This is a genomic window from Streptomyces sp. NPDC005761 (assembly GCF_040630635.1).
Lineage (GTDB): Bacteria > Actinomycetota > Actinomycetes > Streptomycetales > Streptomycetaceae > Streptomyces.
This window is the reverse complement of the sequence record NZ_JBEXXX010000015.1, coordinates 46859-62486: the sequence shown is the minus strand read 5'-3', so window position 1 is coordinate 62486 and position 15628 is coordinate 46859. Positions and strand designations below refer to the sequence as shown.

Genomic DNA, 15628 nt, shown 5'->3' with positions numbered 1-15628 from the left:
AGAAGCGGGGCCACATCAAACCCCTCCGGCGATCGAGAAGCGGGGCCCGGCCAAATCAAGCCCCTCCGGCGATCGAGGAGCGGGGCCACATCAAGCCCCTCCGGCGATTGAGGAGCGGGGCCCGGGGCAGCGCCCCGAAAACCCCGACGCACCCGCACCCCGCCCCACCGCACCGCACCGCACCGCACCGCACCCACAAACGGCCCCGCAAGGGGCCCCCGCCCCACCTCACGCCCCGTAGAACCGCTCCTCCACCACCGCCCGCGCCCTCCGCGTCATGCGCCGGTAGTCGTCCAACATGTCCCCGACATGCCCGGGCTCGTACCCCAGATACCGCCCCACCGCGGTCAGCTCCCGCGGCCCGGACGGGAAGGTGTCGGCGGGCCTCCCCCGCACCAGCATCACCGCGTTGCGGACCCGCGTCGCCAGGACCCACGCCTCGTCCAGCGTCTGCGCGTCCTCCACCGGGATCAGTCCCGCCGCGCACGCCGCGGCCAGCGCCTCCCTCGTCCGGGTGGTGCGCAGCCCCGGCTCCGCCCAGCCGTGCTGCATCTGCATCAGCTGGACCGTCCACTCGACATCGCTCAGCCCGCCCCGCCCCAGCTTCGCGTGCAGCGTCGGGTCCGCGCCGCGGGGCATCCGCTCGGACTCCATCCGTGCCTTCAGCCGCCGGATCTCCCGGACCGCGTCCTCCCCCAGCCCCTCCATCGGATACCGCAGCGGGTCGATGAGCTCGATGAACTCGCGGCCGAGGTCGAGGTCGCCCGCCATCGGCTGGGCGCGCAACAGCGCCTGGCTCTCCCAGACCAGCGACCAGCGGCGGTAGTACGCCTCGTACGACTTCAGCGTGCGCACCAGCGGCCCGCTCTTGCCCTCGGGGCGCAGATCCGCGTCGATGAGCAGCGGCGGGTCGGCGGTGGGCAGCTGGAGCAGCCGGCGCATCTCGGCGACCACCCGGTTCGCGGCCCGGCTCGCCTCCTGCTCGTCGACGCCCTCCCGGGGGGCGTGGACGAACAGGACGTCCGCGTCGGAGCCGTAGGAGAGCTCCTGGCCGCCGAAGCGGCCCATGCCGATCACCGCGAACCGGGTGGGCAGGGTGTCCCCCCACTCCGCGCGGACTGCGGCGCGCAGCGCCCCGGCGATGGTGACGGCGTTCAGATCGGTGACGGCGCTGCCCACCCGGTCGACGAGCGCCCCGGGATCGGATTCGGCCGGGTTCTCCTCGGTGCCGTAGGAGCCGATGAGGTCCGCGGCCGTCGTACGGAACAGCTCGCGCCGCCGCACACCGCGCACCACCGCCACCGCCGACTCCGCGTCCTCCGCGCGCCCCACCGCCGCCAGCACCTCCTGCTCCAGGTGGTCCCGGCTCCGTGGTTTCAGCCCTTGCGGGTCGCCGAGGATCGCGACGGCCTCGGGCGCCCGGAGCAGCAGGTCGGGGGCGAGGCGCCCGGCCGACAGGACCCGGGCGAGGTTCTCCGCGGCCGCGCCCTCGTCCCGCAGGAGCCGCAGGTACCACGGCGTCTTGCCGAGGGCGTCGGACACCTGGCGGAAGCCGAGGAGTCCGGCATCCGGGTCGGCGGAGTCCGCGAACCAGCCGAGCAGCACCGGCAGCAGCGTGCGCTGGATGGCGGCCTTGCGCGACACCCCGGAGGACAGCGCCTCCAGATGCCGCAGGGCGGCCGCGGGATCCTCGTAGCCGAGGGCTTCGAGGCGGTGGGCGGCAGCCTTCGCGCTGAGCCGGGACTCGCCGGGGGCGAGCTGGGCGACGGCGTCGAGCAGCGGCCGGTAGAACAGCTTCTCGTGCAGCCGTCGCACCACGGAGGCATGCCGCCTCCAGGCCTGGTTCAGCTCGGCGATGGGGTCGGTACGCATGCCGAGGGAGCGTCCGAGCCGCCGCAGGTCCGGCTCGCCCACGGGGACCAGATGGGTGCGGCGCAGCCGGTAGAGCTGGATGCGGTGCTCCATGGCGCGCAGGAAGCGGTAGGCGTCGTCCAGCTGGGCGGCGTCGACCCGCCCCACGTAACCGCCCTCGGCGAGCGCGCCCAGTGCCTCCAGGGTGGATCCGCTGCGCAGTGCGGGATCGTTGCGGCCGTGCACGAGCTGGAGCAGCTGGACGGCGAACTCGACGTCCCGCAGTCCGCCGGGCCCGAGCTTGATCTCGCGGTCGACCCGGTCGGCGGGGATGGTGTCGATGACCCGGCGGCGCATCTTCTGGACGTCGGGCACGAAGTTCTCGCGGTCGGCGGCCTGCCAGACGAGGGGCGAGACGGCGTCGACGTAATCGGCACCGAGCTCGGAGTCACCGGCCACCGGCCGGGCCTTGAGGAGCGCCTGAAACTCCCAGGTCTTGGCCCAGCGCTGGTAGTAGGCGAGGTGCGAGCTGAGGGTGCGCACCAGCGGCCCGTTGCGGCCTTCGGGCCGGAGGTTGGCGTCGACGGGCCAGATGGTGCCCTCGACGGTCGTGTCGGAGCAGATCCGCATCAGGTGCGCGGCCAGCCGGGTGGCGGCCTGCATGGCCGCGCTCTCATCGGCGCTGTCGGCGGGCTCCGCCACGAAGATCACGTCGACGTCGGACACGTAGTTCAGCTCGTGGCCGCCGCACTTGCCCATCGCGATGACGGCCAGCCGGCACTGCGCGGCGTCGGCGGGGGCGGCCGTACGGGCGATGGCGAGCGCGGCCCGGAGCGTCGCGGTGGCCAGATCGGCCAGCTCGGCGGCGGCCTCGGCGACGTCCGTCGTACCGCACACATCGCGTGCCGCTATGGACAGCAGGCACCTGCGGTAGGCGATGCGGAGCGAGTCGGCGTCGTGGGCGCCGGCCAGTTCGCTCTCGAACTCGGGGACCCCGGGGTGCAGGTCGGCCGCCTCGTACGTGACGAGGGCCTGCCAGTCGCGCGGGTGCCGCGCCAGGTGGTCACCGAGGGCCTCGGACGCCCCGAGCACCCCGAGGAGCCGGTCCCGCAGGGGTTTGGCGGTGACGAGCGTGTCCAGCAGGACCTGCCGCTCGTCGGCCTCCTCCGCCTCGACGAGCCGGACGACCCCGCGCAGCGCCAGATCGGGGTCGGCGGTGGCCCCGAGGGCGTCGAGGAGGACCGGGTCGGAGCGTACGGAAGACAGTTCCGGCAGGTCGAGCAGTCGCTCGGCGGCGGACGGATCGGTGAAACCGTGCCGCAGCAGTCGGGTGAACGTGCTGCTCCTGCGCCCCGGCAACGTCGTCATTCCGCGCTCTCCTGCTCGCCGCCCGATCACCACCCAGTGGTACGAGCCTAGTCCCGCACCGATGAATGCGGAGCAGGTGCGCAGTCCGTACTCGGTAGGCAGGATCGCATTCAGGACCCGACCGGAAGGCCCGACCATGTCCGCATCCGAACCAGTCGCCGAGCTCGACCCCCGCTACAGCAGCCCCGGCGCGCTGCCCGGCCCCTGGGCCGGCGCGCAGCGGCTCCTGTCCGAAGCGGAGCTGTACTGGCTGAGCACGGTCCGCCCGGACGGCCGCCCGCACGTCACGCCGCTGATCGGCGTCTGGTGGCAGGGCGCGCTGCACTTCTGCACGGGCCCCGAGGAACGCAAGGCGCGCAATCTGGTGGCCAACGACGAGGTCGTCCTCACGACCGGGACGAATTCCTGGTCGGACGGGCTCGACGTGGTGGTCGAGGGCCGGGCGGAGCGGGTGACCGACGCCGGCAGGCTGGCCCGGCTGGCGGAGGCGTGGCGGACGAAGTACGGCCCGGACTGGCACTTCGACGTGGCCGACGGCGCGTTCGTGGGCTCGCAGGACAATCGGGCCGAGGTCTTCGCCGTGCCCCCGCGGACGGTTTTCGGCTTCGGCAAGGGTGAGCCGTTCACCCAGACCCGGTGGCGCTTCTTCTGAGTGGACGTCCCGAACGGGCCCGGCGTACGGGCCCGTTCGGGGTGTCGCTGCGGCCGTCCGGCCGGCTCAGCCCGGCAGGGTCCCGATCACGACGGTCGCGTACAGCTCGTCGGAAGTGACGACACGCGGGACGAGCCCGCTGCCGCCCACGGCCTCCTCGGCGCGCGCCGCCTGGCGTTCGCTGGTCTCGACCAGCAGACTGCCGCCCGGGGCGAGCCACTGCGGCGCCTCGGCGGCCACGCGTCGCATCACGTCGAGGCCGTCGCCACCTCCGTCGAGGGCCACCAGCGGTTCATGGACGCGCGCCTCGGCGGGCAGCAGGGCGACATCGTCCGTCGGTACGTACGGCACGTTGGCGAGGAGCACGTCGACGCGCCCGCGCAGGGAGCCGGGCAGGGGGCCGAAGAGGTCGCCCTCGTAGACCCGGCCCAGATCGCCGACGTTGCGCCGGGCGCAGCGGACCGCGGCGGGTTCGACGTCGGCTGCGTGCAGTTCGACCCGGTCCAGCGCGGCGGCGAGCGCGGCGCCGAGCGCGCCCGAACCGCAGCAGAGGTCGACCACCACGGCCGGGCTCGGGGCCAGCTCCGCGGCCTGGTGGATCAGGAACTCGGTGCGGCGGCGGGGGACGAAGACACCGGGGTCCACGGCGATGCGCAGGCCGCTGAACTCGGCCCAGCCGAGGACGTGTTCCAGGGGGTGTCCGGCAACGCGCCGTTCCACCATGGCGGTGAGTTCGGCGTGACCGGTCGCGGTGGCGGCGATCAGATCCGCTTCGTCCTCGGCGAATACGCAGCCGGCGGAGCGGAGGGTGGTGACGAGAGAGGAAAGTGCGAGCGGTGACAGCGGGACCGGCATGGAGCGGAGCCTTTCGGAAAACGCCGATGGGTGCTCCGCGTCCGGTTACGTCCGGTCGACCACGCGATCATATGAGGTGAGCACCCAGCCTGATACAGGGGTAATGGGTCCCACCTCCTTCGGTACGTCCCCGTGCGGGGATGCGAAACACTACCGCAGCCCGGCCCCTTGTCCGGTCCCGCCCGTGCCCCGCCCACGGATAATGGCGCCATGGAGCGCTCTGTGGGACTACGGGAACGCAAGAAGGAAGCCACCCGCCAGGCCGTGCACGAAGCGGCCTTGCGGCTGACCGTCGAGCACGGCTTCGACCAGCTCACGGTGGAGGCCGTGGCGGACGCGGCCGGGATCTCCCGCAGAACGTTCTCCAACTACTTCGCCGGCAAGGAGGACGCCCTGCTCCACGGCGAGGAGCAGCAGATCAGGGAACTCGTCAGGACCGTACGTGAGCGGCCCGCCGAGGAGGGCGCATGGCCGGCGCTGCGGGCGGCCATGACGCAGTTCGCCGAGCGCGTCGCACCCCCGGAACGCGAATGGGCCGTCCGCACCCGGCTGGCCATGCGTCACCCCTCCCTCCTGGCCCGCCAGCTCGCCAACCACGCGGCGATGGAGCGTGACTTGGCCGAGGCAGTGGCCGCCCGTCCGGCCCCTTCGGCGGAGCCGGTCCGCCCCCTGGTCCTCGCAACGGCGTTCCTCGCCTCGCTGCGGATCGCGATGCGCATGTGGATCGAGGAGGACCTGGCCCGGGAGCCCATCGACGTGATCGACGAGATCCTGGACGAGATGGGGCGCGGCTTCGCCTGAGCGGACCGGCGGGACGGCAGCTGGGGTGCCGCCCTGCCGGCTCATGCCTCGGTCGGCACGCAGAGCACCGGCACGGTCGACAGGTGGAGGAGCTTGTGCGGGGTGGAGCCGAGCAGCGCCCCGCGCATGGGGCTCTCGCCCCAGCTGCCCACCACGATGACGCGGGCCTCGTGGCGCGCGGCGGCCTCGATCAGGGCCTGCGCCGGACTCCGGTCGATCACCTCGACGGTGGCCGGCACGCCTGCTCGGTCGGCCGCCGCGACCGCGCGCTCGAGGCCCGAACGGCCGGCCTGGCGGACCGCGTCGTAGTGTGCCCGGTACTCCTCTCCGACGGGGCCGGGCGGCGCCGCGCCGTAGACCAGGACCAGCGGCTCGCCGTACGCGGCGGCCACCTCGATCGCGATGCTCAGGGCGCGTGCGGCACCGGGTGACTCGTCGTAGCCGAGTACCACGGACATGTCAGGACTCCTTGCCGTGCACGAGGCCGGGGTCGACCACGCCGCGGCGCTCGGCCCAGAAGAGGGAGGACCGGAACCGCCACACCACCATGAGCACCACACCGATCAGGCTGATGCCGATGCCGATGACGAGTGGCGGGCCGAGACCGAACCACGAGGTGCCGCTGTAGGAGTTGGCGGGGTCCGACATGTCGATGACGGACCGCACGAGCAGCCAGGTCAGAAGGCCGGCCCCGACCACCGGGCCGAGGCCGATGAGCAGGAAGCTCCGTACGCTCTCGGTGAGGTGGCGGCGGTAGTAGACCGCGCAGGCGACACCGGTCAGCGCGTAGTAGAAGGCGATCAGCAGGGACAGCGCCGTCAGTGAGTCGAACAGGGCGTTCTCGCTGATCTGGTTGACCACGAGATACCAGGCGACGGCGATGGCGGCCACCCACCAGGTGCTCACGTCAGGTGTCCGGAACCGCGGGTTGATACGGGCGAAGTGCGCCGGCAGCGCATGCCTGCGGGCCATCGACAGCGCGGTGCGGGAGGCGGGGATGATGGTGGTCTGGGTGGAGGCGAGCGCGGACGTCGCGACCGCGAGCAGCACGACCCAGTCCCAGCCGCCCATGACCTCGCGGGCGAGCAGGGCGAAGATGAACTCCTCCTCGTCGGCGTTCTCGGCCAGGTACGCCGTACCGGCGAACGCGACGACCGCGAAGCCGACGGACAGATACGTCACCAGCAGGATGACGGTCGACCACACACCCGCCTTGCCCGGGGCCGTCGCGGAGTTCTCGACCTCCTCGGTCAGGTTGACGGCGGATTCCCATCCCCAGTAGATGAACACGCCCAGGAGCAGGCCGCTGGTGAGGGCCGCCCCGCCCGCCCCGAAGGGGTTGAGCCACTCGGCCGAGGGACGGACGGACGCGAACGATGTCGTGCCCGCGTAGACGCGGTAGAGCGCGACGATGACGAAGACGATGAGGAAGGCCACCTGCGCCAGGATCAGGGCGTTCTGCACCTTGGCCGACAGCTCGGTACCGATGACGCACAGCCCCGTCATCACCAGGATCAGGATCACGGTGAGCAGTTGGCGCACGAAGGTGTTGTCGGCCCAGCTGTCGAGTCCCACGGCCAGCAGGCCGAAGCTGACGGCGACGTCCGCGAGCGAACCCACGACGAGCACACCGGTCATCGTGATGGCCCATCCCCCCAGCCACCCCGTCCACGGCCCCATGGCGCGGGTCACCCAGGAGAACGTCGTTCCGCAGTCCTGGTCGACCTTGTTCAGGTAGTAGAAGGCCGAGGCGATGAAGAGCATCGGCACGAAGGAGGCGAAGAGCACTCCGGGTGCGTAGATGCCGACCAGCGCGACGATCGGCCCGATGACGGCCGCCACGGAGTAGGCCGGGGAAGTGGCGTTCAGCCCGATGACGAGCGCATCGACGAAGCCGATCGCGTTGGCCTTCAGTGTCGCCGGCCGCTCCGGTTCGGCAAGGTCCTCTGCCATGTGCCCTCGCTACGGTCACGGGCCCGGGGACAAAGCGGAGTGGGCCTTTTTCAGGCTATTGAGGCGGTTCCGGTTGCGCACATCCGCCGCGCGCAGATGGCCCAGCGGATGTACGCATCACGGGTCACTGCTCGCGCATGCCCCACGGGGCGCCGTACTCGGTCAGCAGGTCGAGGAACGGCCGCGGGGGCAGGGCCTCGGGACCCAGCACCCCACTGCCGCCCCACGCGCCGCTCGCGAGGAGTTCGAGGGCGGCGACGGGATTGATCGCGGTCTGCCAGACGACGGCCTGGGAGCCGTACTCACGCATCGACCACTGGTTGTCGACGACGTGGTACAGGTACACCTCACGGGGCCGGCCGTCCTTGACACCCTTCACCCAGGTCCCCGCGCACGTCTTGCCGTGCATCCGTTCGCCGAGTCCGGCGGGGTCGGGCAGGCAGGCGGCGACCACGTCCCGGGGTGAGACCGCGGCCCGGCCCCGGTCGCTCTCCACGGACACGGGTTCGGTCCGGTCGAGCCCGAGCATGTGGAGGGTCCGGAGCACCCCGATGAACTCGTCGCCGAGCCCGTACTTGAAGGTGACCTTCCGGGCCTTCAGCCACCGCGGGACGAGCAGCACCTCCTCGTGCTCCACGTTGACGCACTCCACGGGCCCGATGCCGTCGGGGAAGTCGAAGACCTCCGGCTCGCTGAAGGGGGCCGTGGTGTACCAGCCCCGCTCCTGCTCGTACACGACCGGCGGGTTCAGGCACTCCTCGATGGTCGTCCAGATACTGAAGGACGGCGCGAAGTCGTAGCCGTCCACCGTCAGATTCGCTCCGTCACGGATCCCGATCTCGTCGATCTCGTCGAAGAGCTCGTCGGAGGCGTACCGGGCGAACACATCGGACAGGCCGGGCTCCACACCCATGCCCAAGAGCGCGAGACGCCCTGCGGCCTCCCACTCCGCAGCCCGTTCGAACTGCGCGTCCCCGAGCTTGACCCCGCACTCCTCGTACGGACGGGTCGGGTGCGGCCGGGACAGGGACATGGCCATGTCGAGGTAGTGGGCGCCGTGGGCGAGGGCCGACTCGAACAGCGGCAGCACGAAACGGGGGTCGGTGGCGTTGAGCAGGACGTCGCAGCGGTGCTCGTCGAGCGCTTCCAGCACCGCCGCCCGGTCGGAGGCGTCCAGCCGGACGGCGTCGAACCGGTTCCGCCGCTCCCCCAGGGCCGTGACGGCACCCTCGGCCCGTCCGAGGTCGTAGTCGGCGACGGTCATGTGCTCGAAGAACGGCCGGCGGGCCGCGATCCTCGTGATCGCCGTGCCCACACCCCCCGCTCCGACCAGGAGGACACGCATGGGGCCACCACTCCTTCTCCGTCACGCCGGGGCATCACCGGCTCAGCCGTCCGATCCGGTGGAGGGCGGACGCTAACAGCCGTAGGGCCCCGGGGTCGCGCAACCGGCCGGGCGGTGTCCGGAACACCGCACCGCTGGAGCCGTTCAGTGCGGCTGCCCCTCGATCAGCGGGCAGTGGGTCCGGGTGTAGATCGTGGGCATGCAGCGGTTGCAGTGGATGCACTGCGAGCGGGTCGCGGCGTCGCGCCCGATGCGGTGCAGCAGGTCCGGCTCGCGCAGCAGGGCACGGGCCATCGCGACGTACTCGAATCCCTCCGCCATGGCACGGTCCATGCCCTGCCGGTCGGTGACCCCGCCGAGGAGGATCAGCGGAAGCCCGAGCTCGGCGCGGAACTGCCGGGCGGATTCGAGCAGGTACAGGGGCCGGTAGGGGTACGTACGGAACACCCCCCGCCCCACCGCCCGGATCGCGAGGCGCTGCGGCAGGGGGAAGTTGGCCGCGAACTCGGCGACCGGGGCTCCGCCGCGGAACAGGTACATCGGGTTCAGCAGGGAGCTTCCCGCCGTCAGTTCGAGGGCGTCGACGCTGCCGTCCTCCTCCAGCCAGCGGGCGACCTGGAGGCTGTCGTCCACGGTGAGCCCGCCGGGCGCCCCGTCCTTCATGTTCAGCTTGGCGGTGATGGCGAGCCGGTCGCCCAGCGCGTCGCGCACCGCCCGGGTGACGCCCAGCGCGACGGCGGCGCGGGCGCGCAGCGAGCCGCCGAAGGCATCGGTGCGGCGGTTCAGCCGGGGACTGAGGAAGGCGCTGGCCAGGTAGTTGTGGCCGAGGTGGACCTCCACCGCGTCGAACCCGGCCTCGGCCGCCAGCAGGGCGGCTTCGGCATGGGCCCTGATGACACGGTCGATGTCCTCGGCGGTGGCCGCCCTGTTGCGGCGCATGCTCAATGCGTTGAACCCCGCCATGGGGGCGAGGGAGGCCAGCCCGTTGGACCGGCCGTCGGCCACCGGGCCCGCGTGGCCCAACTGGGCACTGACGGCGGCACCGGTCTCGTGCACCGCCTCCGTCAGTCGTCGCAGCCCGGGCAGCGCCTCGGGCCGCATCCACAGCTGACGCCGCTCGGTGCGCCCCTCCGGCGCCACCGCACAGTAGGCGACTGTGGTCATGGCGACCCCGCCCGCGGAAGGGCGCAGGTGGTAGTCGATGAGCTCCTGGGTGACCAGCGCGTCGGGGGTGGCCCCCTCGAAGGTCGCGGCCTTGATGACCCGGTTGCGCAACCGGAGCGGCCCGAGCCGGGCGGGCGCCAGCACATCCGGGACGCCGCGGGGCGCCTCCCCTGTCAGCTCTCCCGTTCCCGGTCCATCCGCCATGGCGCGGAGCATCGCAGACAACTGACGAATAGTCAGTACGACTGCACCCCATGATGCGACTCCGGGCCGACGGTACGAGACCGTCGGCCCGGAGCCATGTCCTCACACGCACAGGCGCCGGCGGCGCCTACAGCACCGGCAGCAGCGCCTTCAGCTCGAAGGCGGTGACCTCGCTGCGGTACTCCTCCCACTCCTGCTTCTTGTTGCGCAGGAAGAAGTCGAAGACGTGCTCGCCGAGCGTCTCGGCGACCAGTTCGCTCTTCTCCATCAGTGCGATCGCCTCGCCGAGGTTCTGCGGCAGCGGCTCGATGCCCATCGCGCGGCGCTCCGCGTCGGACAGGGCCCAGACGTCGTCGTCGGCACCGGCCGGGAGTTCGTAGCCCTCCTCGATGCCCTTGAGGCCCGCGGCGAGGAGCACCGCGTACGTCAGGTAGGGGTTGGCGCCGGAGTCGATGGAGCGGACCTCGACGCGGGCCGAGCCGGTCTTGCCGGGCTTGTACATCGGGACGCGGATCAGCGCGGAGCGGTTGTTGTGGCCCCAGCAGATGTACGAGGGGGCCTCGCCGCCGGCGCCCGCGGCGCGGGAGGAGCCGCCCCAGATGCGCTTGTAGGAGTTGACCCACTGGTTGGTGACGGCGGAGATCTCCGCGGCGTGCTTGAGCAGGCCCGCGATGAAGGAGCGGCCGACCTTGGAGAGCTGGTACTCGGCGCCGGACTCGTAGAACGCGTTGCGGTCGCCCTCGAAGAGGGAGAGGTGGGTGTGCATGCCGGAGCCGGGGTACTCCGAGAACGGCTTCGGCATGAAGGTCGCCTGCACGCCCTGCTCCAGCGCGACCTGCTTCATGACCAGGCGGAAGGTCATGATGTTGTCGGCGGTGGAGAGCGCGTCCGCGTACCGCAGGTCGATCTCCTGCTGGCCCGGGGCGCCCTCGTGGTGGCTGAACTCGACCGAGATGCCCATGGACTCGAGCATGGTGATCGCCTGGCGGCGGAAGTCCATGCCGACGTTCTGCGGAGTGTGGTCGAAGTAGCCGGAGCTGTCGGCGGGAGTGGGGCGGGTGCCGTCGACCGGCTTGTTCTTCAGCAGGAAGAACTCGATCTCCGGGTGGGTGTAGAAGGTGAAACCCAGGTCGGAGGTCTTGGCCAGGATGCGCTTGAGCACGTAACGCGGGTCGGCGAAGGAGGGCGAGCCGTCCGGCATGAGGATGTCGCAGAACATCCGGGCCGTGCCGGGAGCCTCCGCGCGCCAGGGCAGGATCTGGAACGTGCCCGGGTCCGGCTTGGCGATCATGTCCGACTCGTACACCCGGGCGAAGCCCTCGATGGCGGAGCCGTCGAAGCCGATTCCCTCGTCAAACGCCTGTTCCAGCTCGGCGGGGGCCACGGCCACGGACTTGAGGTAACCGAGCACGTCGGTGAACCACAGCCGTACGAACCGGATGTCGCGCTCCTCAAGCGTCCTGAGGACGAATTCCTGCTGCTTGTCCATAGCCACATCCTTGCAGTTCAGACGGTCCGTGCACCACCGCCCGGGGTAAGGGGGAAGGTCCAGTATCACGACCCCGGATTTCACCCAGATTACGCACCCGACGTGAGATGGAGCACTCGGCCACCCACTACGATCGTCGGCCATGGTGCGTATGGGGTGCGACGGCCTCGCGACTGCCCCGCGCGCACCGGTTCCCGACCCCGTTCCGTCATCTCATCGCCCCTTCGCAGAAGGACCTACGACATGAGCTTCGACCGCAGGACCCGCATAGAGCAGATGCGCAAGGCCGACCGCGCGCGTGACCGCCGCACCCGCGTGCTGGTCATAGGCGTCAGCGCCGTCGTCGTCGCAGGTCTCGTCAGTTTCGGCGCCTACACGCTGGTCGACAGGTCCGAGGCGTCGGCCGACCAGAAGGCCGCTGACGCCAAGAACGCCGAGCAGTCCGCCGCGGAGAAGAAGGAGCTGGCCGACGGCCCGATCCAGGGCGAGAAATCGTGGGACGCGAAGAAGCTGACGCGCAACCACGTCACCGAGACCGTCTCGTACCCGATGAGGCCGCCGGTCGGCGGTGACCACAGCCCCGTCTGGATGAACTGCGACGGCGAGGTATACAAGAAGGCGATCCCTGACATGAACGCCGTGCACGCCCTGGAGCACGGTTCGGTGTGGGTGACGTACTCGGACAAGGCCTCGGCCGCCGATGTGGACAAGCTCTCCGAGCGGGTCGCGAAGACCCCGTACTCCCTGATGAGCCCGTACAAGGACCAGGCGGGCACCATCATGCTGAGCGCCTGGGGCAAGCAGGTCACGGTGGACGGTGCCGATGACCGGCGGGTGGCGCAGTTCTTCGCCAAGTACGTGCAGGGTCCGCAGACGCCCGAGCCGGGTGCCGCGTGCACCGGCGGACTGGCGGCTCCGTGACGGTGACGGAGGCGGCGGAGCCGGACGAAGCGGGGGAGGCGACGGATCGCACCCGGCGGATCCGGTGGGCGGCGGGTTCCGCCGTCGCGCTCGCGCTGCTGTTCGCGGGGGCGGCGACCGTCGCCGCCGCGCGGGGAGGCGGGGCGGGACATCACGCGGCGGCCCCCGCCGCGCGGGCCCCGGCAACGGATTCGGCGGACGCCGGGTTCGCGCGGGACATGGCCGTTCACCACCAGCAGGCCGTGGAGATGTCGTTCATCGTGCGCGACCGCACCGACGACGAGGACGTGCGCCGGCTCGCGTACGACATCGCCAACACGCAGGCCAACCAGCGGGGCATGCTGCTCGGCTGGCTGGATCTGTGGGAACTGCCGAAGGCGTCCGCCGGGCAGGAGCCGATGGCCTGGATGACCGCCGGGCACCACGCGGGCCACGACATGGCCGGGATGCCGGGCATGGACGGCGGTTACGAGGCCCATGACGGCTCCCTCATGCCCGGCATGGCTACCCGTACCGAGCTCGGACAGCTCCGCACAGCCCGTGGCAGGCAGGCCGAGATCCTGTACCTCCAGCTGATGACCGACCACCACAAGGGCGGTGTCGACATGGCCCGCGGCTGTGCGGAGCTGTGCACCGTGAAGGTCGAGAAGCGGCTGGCCCGGGGCATGGTCGAGGGCCAGCGGTCCGAGCTGGAGGCCATGGCCGGGATGCTGGCGGAACGGGGCGCCGCACCCCGCCCCGGAAAGGTGCCCTGAGGGGCCCGGGGGCCGTTCTTCCCGGTCGCACCCGAATGGGTGAGAGCGGTCGCGTGCCCCGGGCGAGCCCTCGACGATGGGTTCGCTCGGGGTCGTACGCGAGTGCCCATCGGCACGCAGGAGGAAACCCCCATGACCACCGCCAAGGACATCATGCACACCGGCGCCACCTGGATCCCGGCGCACGAGACCCTCGACCGCGCCGCTCAGCTGATGCGCGACCACAACGTCGGCGCGCTGCCCATCTCGGAGAACGGGCAGCAGGACCGGATGGTCGGCATCCTCACGGACCGCGACATCGTGGTCGCCTGTGTGGCGATGGGCCGGGACCCGTCGAAGATGACCGCCGGCGACCTCGCCCAGGGCACGCCGCGCTGGATCGACGCGGGGGCCGAGGTGGAGGCGGTGCTGGAGGAGATGCAGACCCACCGGATCCGCCGGCTGCCCGTGGTCGAGAACAAGAAGCTGGTCGGCATGATCAGCGAGGCGGATCTGGCCCAGCACCTCTCCGACGACCAGATCGCCGCCTGGGCGGAGAAGGTCTACTCCCGCAACTGACCGGCACGCCGTGCGACCGGACGGCCCGCCATCTCCGCCGCGCGGGGGTGACGGGCCATCGCCGTGCGGATACCCAGCGCGGGTAATCTGTCCGCTATGTCCGTTCAGCTCACCCGCCGCGCCGCGCTCGGCGCCTCGATCGCCCTTGCCGGTACGGGAATTCTCGTCGGCCGTGCCGGCCCCGGCGCCGCCGCGGACCACTCCGCCATGGACCACCCCGCGCCCTCCGGAACCCCCGCCCCGGAGGGGTACGTCTCCCCCGACGGGCCGGAGGTCGCCGCGGCCGAGCAGCGGCGGGGCGTCGGCCCCGAGCGCTGGGCCGCCCTGACCGCGACCCCGTCCCGGCTCGACCTGGGCGGCGGCCACACCGTCACCTCGTGGGCGTACGGGGACCGGCTGCCCGGGCAGGAGATCCGGGTCACCGCAGGTGACACGCTCACCCTCGCCCTCGCCAACCACCTGCCGCAGCCGACCTCCCTGCACTGGCACGGGCTCGCCCTGCGCAACGACATGGACGGGGTGCCCGGGCTGACCCAGCGGGCCATCGGGGCGGGGGCGGACTTCACGTACCGTTTCGCGGTGCCCGACCCCGGCACGTACTGGCTCCACCCGCACTCGGGCGTCCAGCTGGACCGCGGGCTCTACGCACCGCTGATCGTCGAGGACCCGAACGAGCCCTTGTCGTACGACAGGGAATGGGTCGTCGTCCTGGACGACTGGGTCGACGGCGTGGACGGTTCCACCCCCGACGCGGTGCTGCGGGAACTCACCGGGGGCAGGGGGCACAGCGGGCACGCGATGCCGGCGCCGCCCGCAGCCGAAGAGGGTGGCAGCGGGCCCTCACGGATGCTGAAGGGCGCCTCCAGTGCCCTGCTGGGCGGCGACCCCGGGGACGTGGACTATCCGTACTACCTGGTCAACGGCCGCGTGCCCGAGGACCCGTCCGTCTTCACCGCTCGGCCGGGCGACCGGATCCGGCTGCGGATCATCAACGCGGGCGGCGACACCGCCTTCCGCGTCGCGCTCGGCGGCCACCGCATGACGGTGACGCACACCGACGGATTCCCGGTCCGGCACACCGCGACGGACACCCTGCTGCTCGGGATGGGCGAGCGGTACGACGTGCTGGTCACCGCCGGGGACGGGGTGTTCCCGCTGACCGCCCTGGCCGAGGGGAAGAAGGCCTCGGCGATGGCCCTGCTGCGGACCGGGAGCGGCGCGGCGCCCGGCGCGTCCGTGCGGCCGAAGGAGCTCGACGGCGAACTGGTGACGGCCGGCCGGCTGTCCCCGGACGCGTCCGTGGCCCTGCCGGCGCGCGCGCCCGACCGTACGGTGATGATGCGGCTGACGGGTTCCATGAAGGCGTACGACTGGGCCTTCGACCGGAAGCCCTACACCGCCGACCAGCGCCATCCGGTCAAGGCCGGCGAGCGGGTCCGGCTGGAGTTCCGGAACCCGACCGCGATGTGGCACCCCATCCATCTGCACGGACACACCTTCGCGCTGGCCGGGGGCGCGGCCGGGGCCCGTAAGGACACCGCGATCGTGCTGCCCCGCCAGACGCTGACCGTCGACTTCGACGCGGACAACCCGGGTCTGTGGATGCTCCACTGCCACAACCTGTACCACTCGGAGGCGGGCATGATGACCGTCCTCGGCTACCGCCGCTGACCGGTCTCCCGGGGGCCGCGCCGCTTTCCGCGCGGCCCGCC

Annotated in this window: 13 protein-coding genes; 6 read left to right on the top strand and 7 right to left on the bottom strand. The window is 71.7% G+C overall.

The genetic code is table 11. The features are described from left to right. Window positions 1-228: 228 nt before the first annotated feature. Window positions 229-3219 (bottom strand): bifunctional [glutamine synthetase] adenylyltransferase/[glutamine synthetase]-adenylyl-L-tyrosine phosphorylase, encoded by a 2991-nt coding sequence (locus ABZ434_RS16590; protein WP_359136354.1) that lies wholly within the window; start codon window positions 3217-3219, stop codon window positions 229-231. Between the two features lie 136 nt (window positions 3220-3355). On the opposite strand from ABZ434_RS16590, the gene ABZ434_RS16585 reads away from it, so the two are divergent. After that, window positions 3356-3871 carry a pyridoxamine 5'-phosphate oxidase family protein gene (locus ABZ434_RS16585; RefSeq protein WP_359136351.1) on the top strand — a complete coding sequence of 172 codons (516 nt, stop codon included), beginning with the start codon at window positions 3356-3358 and terminating at the stop codon, window positions 3869-3871. Window positions 3872-3937: 66 nt separating this feature from the next. Here ABZ434_RS16585 and ABZ434_RS16580 read toward each other — a convergent pair whose 3' ends face one another. Continuing rightward, on the bottom strand, window positions 3938-4726 hold the full coding sequence (locus ABZ434_RS16580) for a putative protein N(5)-glutamine methyltransferase (RefSeq protein WP_359136349.1): 789 nt from the start codon (window positions 4724-4726) through the stop codon (window positions 3938-3940). Window positions 4727-4936: 210 nt separating this feature from the next. Between ABZ434_RS16580 and ABZ434_RS16575 the strand changes: the two genes are divergently transcribed. Then, complete coding sequence (locus ABZ434_RS16575) at window positions 4937-5527, top strand: TetR family transcriptional regulator (RefSeq protein ID WP_359136346.1); 591 nt, start codon at window positions 4937-4939, stop codon at window positions 5525-5527. Between the two features lie 41 nt (window positions 5528-5568). On the opposite strand, the gene ABZ434_RS16570 is transcribed toward ABZ434_RS16575, so the two are convergent. The 5 genes from ABZ434_RS16570 to glnA form a co-directional block, all read right to left on the bottom strand. Further along, entirely contained in the window at window positions 5569-5985 is a 417-nt protein-coding gene (locus tag ABZ434_RS16570) for a universal stress protein (RefSeq protein WP_359136344.1), read from the bottom strand. Between the two features lies 1 nt (window position 5986). After that, window positions 5987-7480 (bottom strand): APC family permease, encoded by a 1494-nt coding sequence (locus tag ABZ434_RS16565; RefSeq protein ID WP_359136341.1) that lies wholly within the window; start codon window positions 7478-7480, stop codon window positions 5987-5989. Between the two features lie 124 nt (window positions 7481-7604). After that, on the bottom strand, window positions 7605-8825 hold the full coding sequence (locus tag ABZ434_RS16560; RefSeq protein WP_359136338.1) for a saccharopine dehydrogenase C-terminal domain-containing protein: 1221 nt from the start codon (window positions 8823-8825) through the stop codon (window positions 7605-7607). A 144-nt stretch (window positions 8826-8969) separates the two neighbouring features. Continuing rightward, window positions 8970-10193: an NADH:flavin oxidoreductase gene (locus ABZ434_RS16555; protein ID WP_359136335.1), complete on the bottom strand. Its 1224-nt coding sequence runs from the start codon at window positions 10191-10193 to the stop codon at window positions 8970-8972. Window positions 10194-10320: 127 nt separating this feature from the next. Next, the gene (glnA, locus tag ABZ434_RS16550) at window positions 10321-11682 is read right to left on the bottom strand and encodes a type I glutamate--ammonia ligase (protein ID WP_136324925.1); all 1362 of its coding nucleotides are present in this window, start codon (window positions 11680-11682) and stop codon (window positions 10321-10323) included. Window positions 11683-11925: 243 nt separating this feature from the next. Here glnA and ABZ434_RS16545 point away from each other — a divergent pair, with 243 nt between their 5' ends. The 4 genes from ABZ434_RS16545 to ABZ434_RS16530 all read left to right on the top strand — a co-directional run bounded on the left by ABZ434_RS16545 (window position 11926) and on the right by ABZ434_RS16530 (window position 15587). Beyond that, window positions 11926-12603, top strand: coding sequence for a DUF3105 domain-containing protein (locus tag ABZ434_RS16545; RefSeq protein WP_359136332.1), 678 nt, complete (start codon window positions 11926-11928; stop codon window positions 12601-12603). Continuing rightward, on the top strand, window positions 12600-13358 hold the full coding sequence (locus ABZ434_RS16540) for a DUF305 domain-containing protein (protein WP_359136329.1): 759 nt from the start codon (window positions 12600-12602) through the stop codon (window positions 13356-13358). Before ABZ434_RS16545 ends, ABZ434_RS16540 begins: the two co-directional genes overlap by 4 nt. Window positions 13359-13490: 132 nt before the next feature. Further along, window positions 13491-13916: a CBS domain-containing protein gene (locus ABZ434_RS16535; RefSeq protein ID WP_359136326.1), complete on the top strand. Its 426-nt coding sequence runs from the start codon at window positions 13491-13493 to the stop codon at window positions 13914-13916. A 96-nt stretch (window positions 13917-14012) separates the two neighbouring features. After that, window positions 14013-15587, top strand: coding sequence for a multicopper oxidase family protein (locus tag ABZ434_RS16530; RefSeq protein WP_359136324.1), 1575 nt, complete (start codon window positions 14013-14015; stop codon window positions 15585-15587). Window positions 15588-15628 lie beyond the last annotated feature (41 nt).

Coding starts and splice junctions, on each gene's coding strand:
- ABZ434_RS16590 (WP_359136354.1), bottom strand. CDS start 3,219: ATGACGACGTTGCCGGGGCGCAGGAGCAGCACGTTCACCCGACTGCTG.
- ABZ434_RS16585 (WP_359136351.1), top strand. CDS start 3,356: ATGTCCGCATCCGAACCAGTCGCCGAGCTCGACCCCCGCTACAGCAGC.
- ABZ434_RS16580 (WP_359136349.1), bottom strand. CDS start 4,726: ATGCCGGTCCCGCTGTCACCGCTCGCACTTTCCTCTCTCGTCACCACC.
- ABZ434_RS16575 (WP_359136346.1), top strand. CDS start 4,937: ATGGAGCGCTCTGTGGGACTACGGGAACGCAAGAAGGAAGCCACCCGC.
- ABZ434_RS16570 (WP_359136344.1), bottom strand. CDS start 5,985: ATGTCCGTGGTACTCGGCTACGACGAGTCACCCGGTGCCGCACGCGCC.
- ABZ434_RS16565 (WP_359136341.1), bottom strand. CDS start 7,480: ATGGCAGAGGACCTTGCCGAACCGGAGCGGCCGGCGACACTGAAGGCC.
- ABZ434_RS16560 (WP_359136338.1), bottom strand. CDS start 8,825: ATGCGTGTCCTCCTGGTCGGAGCGGGGGGTGTGGGCACGGCGATCACG.
- ABZ434_RS16555 (WP_359136335.1), bottom strand. CDS start 10,193: ATGGCGGATGGACCGGGAACGGGAGAGCTGACAGGGGAGGCGCCCCGC.
- glnA (WP_136324925.1), bottom strand. CDS start 11,682: ATGGACAAGCAGCAGGAATTCGTCCTCAGGACGCTTGAGGAGCGCGAC.
- ABZ434_RS16545 (WP_359136332.1), top strand. CDS start 11,926: ATGAGCTTCGACCGCAGGACCCGCATAGAGCAGATGCGCAAGGCCGAC.
- ABZ434_RS16535 (WP_359136326.1), top strand. CDS start 13,491: ATGACCACCGCCAAGGACATCATGCACACCGGCGCCACCTGGATCCCG.
- ABZ434_RS16530 (WP_359136324.1), top strand. CDS start 14,013: ATGTCCGTTCAGCTCACCCGCCGCGCCGCGCTCGGCGCCTCGATCGCC.